Annotated in this window: 1 protein-coding gene; it reads right to left on the reverse strand. The window is 45.8% G+C overall.

Annotation, left to right across the window (positions count from 1 at the left end):
• A partial coding sequence (locus tag KVT27_RS25480) for a PHP domain-containing protein (protein WP_217582259.1) occupies positions 1–235 on the reverse strand: 235 nt, incomplete at its 3' end.
• Positions 236–253: the final 18 nt, after the last annotated feature.

The following is a 253-nucleotide window of genomic DNA, read 5'->3' on the forward strand; positions in this document are numbered from 1 at the left end:
CGAGAATATGCACTCTCCGCTGTCTTTTGAAGTCGTAGCCGGCTATTTCAATTCCAGGGATAATCTCAATGCCTTTAGCACGGCCTATTTCTACCATGCGCTCCAGCTCTCGGGTTGTATCATGATTCGTTACAGCCAGCTGAACGACATCTTCCTTCGCAGCTTGATCCAATATTTCTTCAAATGTGAAAGAGCCGTCAGACAATCGGGTATGGCAATGCAACTCTACTTTCATAGAAGCCTCCTTGAATTG

This window comes from Lysinibacillus sp. GbtcB16, assembly GCF_019091145.1.
In the GTDB taxonomy this organism is placed as follows: domain Bacteria; phylum Bacillota; class Bacilli; order Bacillales_A; family Planococcaceae; genus Lysinibacillus; species Lysinibacillus fusiformis.